We start from the raw sequence: 7,492 nt of genomic DNA on the forward strand, positions 1-7,492 counted from the left end.
GGGCGGACCGTATTCCGCCCTAATCTCAGGTGCAGTTCTTCTTACAGGTGTGGAGTGTGCGAATGAGCGGGTCCGGAACCTCGGTGTCCGATGTGATCGGTCGGCTGGAATTGCTCCCGGCCGCCGAACAGCTCCGTGTCCTGGTCGACCTGGTGCGTGGGGAGACACTCACCGTGCTGCGCACCATACGGTCGGAGACGGTCGAAACGGTGGACGCGGAACGGCCCTTCAAGGAGCAGGGCCTCGACTCGCTGGGCCTGGTCGCACTGCACCAGCGCATCAACACCGCGACCGGCCTGAACCTGCCGCCCACCGTGGGCTTCGACCACCCCACCCCGGCCGCGCTCGCCGCCCGCCTGCGCACCGAACTCGTCGGCGAGGACGGTGACTCCGTGCTCGACGAGGTGCAGCTGGCGGCCGTAAATGACAGCGACCCGATCGTCATCGTCGGCATCGGCTGCCGCTTCCCCGGCGGCATCGACTCGCCGGAGGGCCTGTGGCAGCTGGTCGACGAGGGCGGCGATGTGCTCGGCGACTTCCCCACCGACCGCGGCTGGGACGTCGAGGGCATGTACGACCCCGACCCGAACGCCCCCCGCAAGAGCTATGTGAACAAGGGCGGATTCCTCGCCGACGCCACCGAGTTCGACGCCGACTTCTTCGGCATCAGCCCGCGCGAGGCCCTCGCCATGGACCCGCAGCAGCGGCTGGTCCTCGAGACCGCATGGGAGGCGCTGGAACGGACCGGCATCGACCCGACGTCGCTGCGCGGCAGCCGGGCCGGTGTCTTCATCGGCGCGGAGGTGCACGAGTACGGCCTCCGGGTGCACGAGGCGCCGGAGGGGCTGGACGGCTATCTGATGACGGGCAACGCGCCGAGCGTCGCCTCCGGCCGCATCGCGTACATCCTGGGCCTGGAGGGCCCGGCGGTCACCGTCGACACCGCCTGCTCCGGCTCGATCGTCTCCCTGCACCTGGCCGCGCAGGCGCTGCGCCGCGGCGAGTGCTCGCTCGCGCTGGTCGGCGGCGTCGCCGTGATGGGCAGCCCGGGCATGTTCACCGCGTTCAGCCGGCAGCGCGGCCTGGCCCCCGACGGGCAGGTCAAGGCATTCGCGGCTGCCGCGGACGGCACCGGATTCTCCGAAGGCGTCGGGCTGCTCGTCGTCGAGCGCCTATCCGACGCGCGCGTCCAGGGCCACACCGTGCTCGCCGTGGTCCGCGGCACCGCCGTCAACCAGGACGGCGCGAGCAACGGCCTGACCGCCCCCAGCGGAACCTCGCAACAGCGGCTCATCCGACAGGCCCTGGCGACCGCGGGGCTCACCGCGGCCGACGTCGACGCCGTCGACGCCCACGGCACCGGCACCACGTTGGGTGACCCCATCGAGGCCCAGGCGATCATCGCGACGTACGGCCAGGGCCGTTCCGACGGCTCCCCACTGTGGCTCGGATCGGTGAAGTCGAACCTCGGCCATACCCAGGCGGCGGGCGGCGCGGCCAGCGTCATCAAGATGGTCATGGCGATGCGGCACGGCGTACTGCCCAAGACCCTGCACGTCGACGAACCCTCGCCCAACATCCGCTGGTCCGCGGGCGATGTGCGGCTGCTGACCGAGGCCCTGCCGTGGCGGACGGAGGGCCGGCCGCGGCGCGCGGGCATCTCGGCGTTCGGCATCAGCGGCACGAACGCTCACGTCATCATCGAGGAGCCGCCGGCACCGACGCCGGCAGCCACGCCGGACGACGACCACGTCGCGGCCGAAGAAACGCCGGGCCCGACGACCGAGGGCGCGCCGGGTCTGCCGGCCGGGTCCGCCTCGAAGCCGTCACCCGAGGATGCTCCCGGCCTGCTCCCCCTCGTACTGTCCGCCAAGAGCGCCCCGGCCCTGCGCGCCCAGGCGGATCGTATGCTCGCCTTCCTCGACCGCGAACCGGACGCCGCGCTCACCGACATCGGCTATTCGCTCGCCACCACGCGCGCCGCGCTCTCCCACCGCGCGATCGCCCTGGCCGACGATCGCGAGGACTTCGCCCGCGCCCTGCGGGCTGTCGCCGACGGCAGCGGGGCGCCCGGGTTGCTGCAAGGCACCCCGGCAACCGGCCGACTGGCCTTCCTCTTCACCGGCCAGGGCAGCCAGCGGCTCGCCATGGGCCGCGAGCTGTACGACACCTACCCCGTCTTCGCCAAGGCGCTGGAGGACGCCATTGGCCATCTCGACCTCCAGCTCGAACGCTCCCTCTGGGACGTGCTGTTCGCCGAACTCGGCAGTGAGGAAGCCGAGCTGCTCAACGAGACGATGTATGCCCAGTGCGCACTCTTCGCTGTGGAGACCGCGCTGTTCCGGCTTGTCGACTCCTGGGGGATACGCCCCGACTACCTCGCCGGCCACTCCATCGGCGAACTGGCCGCCGCGCACGTCGCGGGGGTGCTGTCCCTGGAGGACGCCGCCACCCTGGTCGCCGCGCGCGGTCGGCTGATGCAGGCGCTTCCGCGCGGCGGCACCATGGTCGCGGTCCAGGCTGCCGAGGACGAGGTGCTGCCGCTGCTCGCCGGCCACGAGGACCGGCTGAGCATCGCCGCCGTCAACGGCCCCGCTTCCGTCGTCATCTCCGGCGACGAGGACCTCGCCCTGGAGGTCGCCGCGCAGCTCGCCGGGCGCGGCCGCAAGACCAAGCAACTGCGCGTCAGCCACGCCTTCCACTCGCCGCTCATGGAGCCGATGCTGGCGGAGTTCCGCCGGATCGCTGAGATCCTCAGCTACGCCGCGCCGCGCATCCCCGTCGTCTCCAACGTCACCGGGGCACCCGCCACCGCCGAGCAGCTGTGCTCGCCCGACTACTGGGTCGAGCACGTACGGGCCGCGGTACGCTTCGCCGACGGCATCGGTTTCCTGCGCTCCGCCGGCATCACCACCTTCCTCGAGCTGGGCCCCGACGCCGTTGTGTCCGCCATGGGCCAGGAGTGCGTCACCGACGCTGCCGACGACATCGCGTTCGTGTCCGCGCTCCGCCGCGACCGCGACGAGCAGCGCGAACTGCTCACCGCCGTCGGCCGGCTCGCCACCCGCGGGCACCGCGTCGACTGGGGCGCGCACTACGCCGGCTTCGCGGCCCGTCGTATCGAGCTGCCCACCTACGCGTTCCAGCGCCGGCGCTTCTGGCTGGGCGCCCCGCAGACCCGGGGCGACGCGGGCGAGCTCGGACAGATCGCCGCCGAACACCCGCTGCTCGGCGCGGTGGTGAGCCTCGCGCACGGAGGTGGGGTCCTCCTCACCGGCCGGGTGTCGCTGCGCTCGCACCCCTGGCTCGCCGACCACGTTGTCGCCGGTGTCGCCCTGCTGCCCGGCACGGCCCTGGTGGAGCTGGCCGTACGGGCCGGTGACCAGGTCGGCTGCGGCCGGGTCGAGGAACTCACCCTCGAAACGCCTGTGTTGCTGCCGCAGACCGGCGGGGTCGCCCTGCAGATCGTGGTCGCCGCCGCGGACGCGGACGGACACCGTGCGGTGGAGTTCTACTCGCGCCCCGAGGACGCCCCCGCGGATGCCGAGTGGTCCCGCAACGCATCCGGTGTGCTCGCGCCGGGGCCGGCCGCCGAGCCCGCCTTCGACCTGGCGCAGTGGCCGCCGGCCGGCGCCCAGCCGGTCGACATATCCACGCTCTATGACGACATGCGCGACCAGGGCTACGGCTACGGTCCGGCCTTCCACGGGCTGCGTGCGGTCTGGCGGCAGGGCGGCGAGGTGTTCGCCGAGGTCGCTCTGCCCGACGAGATCGGCGCGGAGGCGGGCGCGTTCAGCCTGCACCCCGCCCTCCTGGACGCGGCGCTGCACGCCACGGACTTCGCCTCGCCCGAACCGGTGCCGGACGTGACGCGGCTGCCGTTCGCCTGGACCGACGTCACCCTGCACGCCACCGGGGCTGCCGCCGTCCGTGTGCGCATCGCGGCGACCGGCCCCGACGCGGTCTCCCTGGAGCTCGCCGACACGACGGGCGCGCCGGTGGCCCGCATCGGCTCGTTCCTCCTGCGGCCCGTCGACACCGCACAGCTGAAGGCGGCACAGCGGACGGGCGACGCACTGTTGCGGGTCGGGTGGGTGCCGGGACCACAGCCGGCGACGCACTCACCCGGACTGCCGTCGGTGGGGGAGGTCCTGGGCGACGACGGCAACAGTTCCGTGCCGGAGCAGTCCGTGCTGCGAGTCGACTCGGCCGGTGAGACGGCCGCGGGCGTGCGCGGCGTCACGGCTGCCGTCCTGGGCTCGGTGCAGGCCTGGCTGGCGGACGACCGGACGGCCGACTCCACACTGGTCGTGGTGACGCGTAGCGCCGTGGTGACCGGACCGGACGAGCCGGTCGATGTGGTGCAGGCGCCGGTGTGGGGTCTGGTGCGGGCGGCGCAGGCCGAACACCCGGGCCGGATCGTGCTGGTGGACCTGGACGAGAGCGAGGACTCGGCAGCGCTGGTGGCCGCCGCGGCGGGCGCGGGTGAGCCCGAAGTGGCCCTGCGCGAAGGCCGGGTGCTGGTCCCGCGCCTGGCCCGGGCCGAGGCCGCCATGGGCGATGCATCCCCGTGGGGCGGCGACGGCACGGTCCTGATCACCGGCGGTACGGGAGGCCTGGGCGCGCTCGTGGCCCGGCACCTGGTGGCCGAGCACGGCGTACGGCATCTGCTGCTCACCAGCCGTCGTGGCGTCGAAGCCCCGGGCGCGGCCGAACTGCGCTCCGACCTGGCCGCGTTGGGTGCCGAAGTCGCCATTGAGGCGTGCGACGTCGGCGACCGTGGCGCACTCGCCGAGCTGCTGGCGCGCGTACCCCGCGAGCACCCGTTGACAGGTGTGGTGCACGCGGCGGGCATCGTCGACGACGGTCTGATCTCCTCGCTCACCCAGGAGCGGTTCGATGCCGTGCTGCGGCCGAAGGCGGACGCGGCCTGGCATCTGCACGAGCTGACCCGCGGTCTCGACCTCTCCGCGTTCGTGCTCTTCTCCTCCACGGCAGGCTTCCTCGACGGCGCCGGCCAGGCCAACTACGCGGCGGCCAATGTCTTCCTGGACGCCCTGGCCCACCACCGCCGCGCCCAGGGGCTGCCTGCCACATCACTCGCCTGGGGCCTGTGGGCCGGCGACAGCGGCATGGGTGCCGCCCTCGACTCGGCCGCGCTTCAGCGCATCGCCCGGCTCGGCCTGGAACCGCTGACCCCCGACGAGAACCTCGCACTGTTGGACGCCGCGCTCCGGACCACCGAGGCCACCGTCGTCCCGGTGCGGGTCGACGCCCGGGCACTCCAGGAGCGCTCCGACGGCATCCCCCCGCTGCTGAGCGGACTGGTCCGGGTCCCGGCGCGCCGCACCGCCGCGGCGGCCACCGCTCCCGGCGGCTCCGGTGGCGCGGTCTCCGTCGGCCAGTCCCTCGCCCAGCAGCTCGGTGCGCTCTCCGAGGCGGACCGGGCCGAGGCGCTGCTCGACCTCGTACGGACCCAGGTCGCGGCCGTCCTCGGCCATGAAAGCGGCGCGGCCGTCGACCCCGCGCGACCGTTCAGCGAAACCGGCTTCGACTCGTTGGCCGCCGTCGAGCTGCGCAACCGCCTCAACTCCGCGACCGGTCAGCGGCTGACCGCCACCCTCGTCTTCGACTACCCGACGCCGCGCGCCCTCGCCGAGCATCTGGGCAGCAAGCTCGTCGTCGCGTCCGCCAGTGCCGCCGAGACCGTGCCGCAGCCGGCCGTCGCGCTCGCCGCGGCCGACGAGCCCATCGCCATCGTCGGCATGAGCTGCCGCTTCCCGGGCGGCGTCGCCTCCCCGGAGGAGCTGTGGAACCTCGTCGCGGCCGGCCGCGACGCCGTCTCCGGCTTCCCCGAGGACCGCGGCTGGAACGTCGAGGACCTGTACGACCCGGAGCCCGGAACACCCGGCAAGAGCTCCACCCGTGAGGGCGGCTTCCTTTACGACGCCGCCGACTTCGACCCGGAGTTCTTCGGCATCAGCCCGCGCGAGGCGCAGGCCATGGACCCGCAGCAGCGGCTGCTGCTCGAGACCTCCTGGGAGGCCTTCGAACGCGCCGGCATCGACCCCGAGTCGGCCCGCAGCTCGCGTACCGGCGTCTTTGCCGGCGTCATGTACCACGACTGGGGTACCCGTCTTGGCACGGTCCCCGAGGACGTCGCCGGATACCTCGGCAACGGCAGTCTCGCCAGCGTCGTTTCCGGCCGCGTGTCCTACAACCTGGGCCTGGAAGGTCCCGCCGTGACGGTGGACACCGCCTGCTCGTCCTCGCTGGTCGCCCTGCACTGGGCGATCCAGGCCCTACGGCAGGGCGAGTGCTCGCTCGCCCTCGCGGGCGGCGTGACCGTGATGTCCACCCCCGACACCTTCATCGACATGAACCGTCAGCGCGGCCTGTCCGCCGACGGCCGCTGCAAGTCCTTCGCGGCCTCCGCCGACGGCACGGGCTGGGGCGAGGGCGCGGGCATGCTGCTCCTGGAGCGTCTCTCCGACGCCGAGGCCAACGGCCACCGGGTCCTGGCGGTCGTACGGGGCTCCGCAGTCAACCAGGACGGTGCCAGCAACGGGCTCACCGCTCCCAACGGGCCCTCCCAGCAGCGCGTCATCCAGCAGGCGCTGGCTGCCTCCGGCCTCACCGCCGCGGACATCGACGCCATCGAGGCCCACGGCACCGGCACCACGCTCGGCGACCCGATCGAGGCCCAGGCGCTCCTTGCGACGTACGGACAGCAACGCCCGCAGGGCGGCGAACCGCTATTGCTCGGCTCCGTCAAGTCCAACCTCGGCCACACCCAGGCCGCGGCCGGTGTCGCCGGCATCATCAAGATGGTCATGGCGATGCGGCACGGCGAACTGCCCAAGACCCTGCACGTCGACGAGCCGACGCCGCAGGTGGACTGGACCGAGGGCGCCGTCGAACTGCTCACCGAGCGTCGTACCTGGCCCGACCAGGGCCGTCCGCGCCGCGCGGGCGTCTCCTCCTTCGGTATCAGCGGCACCAACGCCCACGTCATCCTCGAACAGGCCACCGGCCCCGCGCCGACGGCCGTCACCGGCCATGAGGCCCCAGGCCAGACCCCCGCGGTGGTGGCCTGGCCCGTATCGGCCAAGACGCCGCAGGCCCTGCGCGCGCAGGCGGGGCGGCTGCGCCGCTTCCTCGACACCCTCCTCGACGACGAGCTCGCCACGGCGGGGCAGGCGCTCGCCACGACGCGCGCCGCCCTGGGGTACCGCGCCGCACCGGCCGGCGCCGATCGCGCCGAACTGGCCAGCGCACTTGAGGCGTTGGCCAACGGCGACGGCGACGGCGGAATCGACTTGGCGACAGCTGGCAAATCGGCCTTCCTCTTTACGGGGCAGGGTGCGCAGCGTTTGGGGATGGGGCGGGAGTTGTATGAGGCGTTTCCGGTGTTTGCGGAGGCGTTTGATGCGGTGTTGGGGGAGTTGGAGTCGGGGCTGGGGGAGGTGGTGTGGGGCGGGGATGCGGAGTT

The 7,492-nt window shown here is 73.1% G+C and carries 1 protein-coding gene; it reads left to right on the forward strand.

Going from position 1 to position 7,492, the window contains the following annotated elements:
* Positions 1-62 precede the first annotated feature (62 nt).
* On the forward strand, positions 63-7,492 hold a 7,430-nt coding region (locus tag ABZW18_RS27800), incomplete at its 3' end, for an SDR family NAD(P)-dependent oxidoreductase (RefSeq protein ID WP_356192469.1).

The sequence above is a fragment of the Streptomyces sp. NPDC004647 genome, assembly GCF_040609575.1.
Taxonomy (GTDB): domain Bacteria; phylum Actinomycetota; class Actinomycetes; order Streptomycetales; family Streptomycetaceae; genus Streptomyces.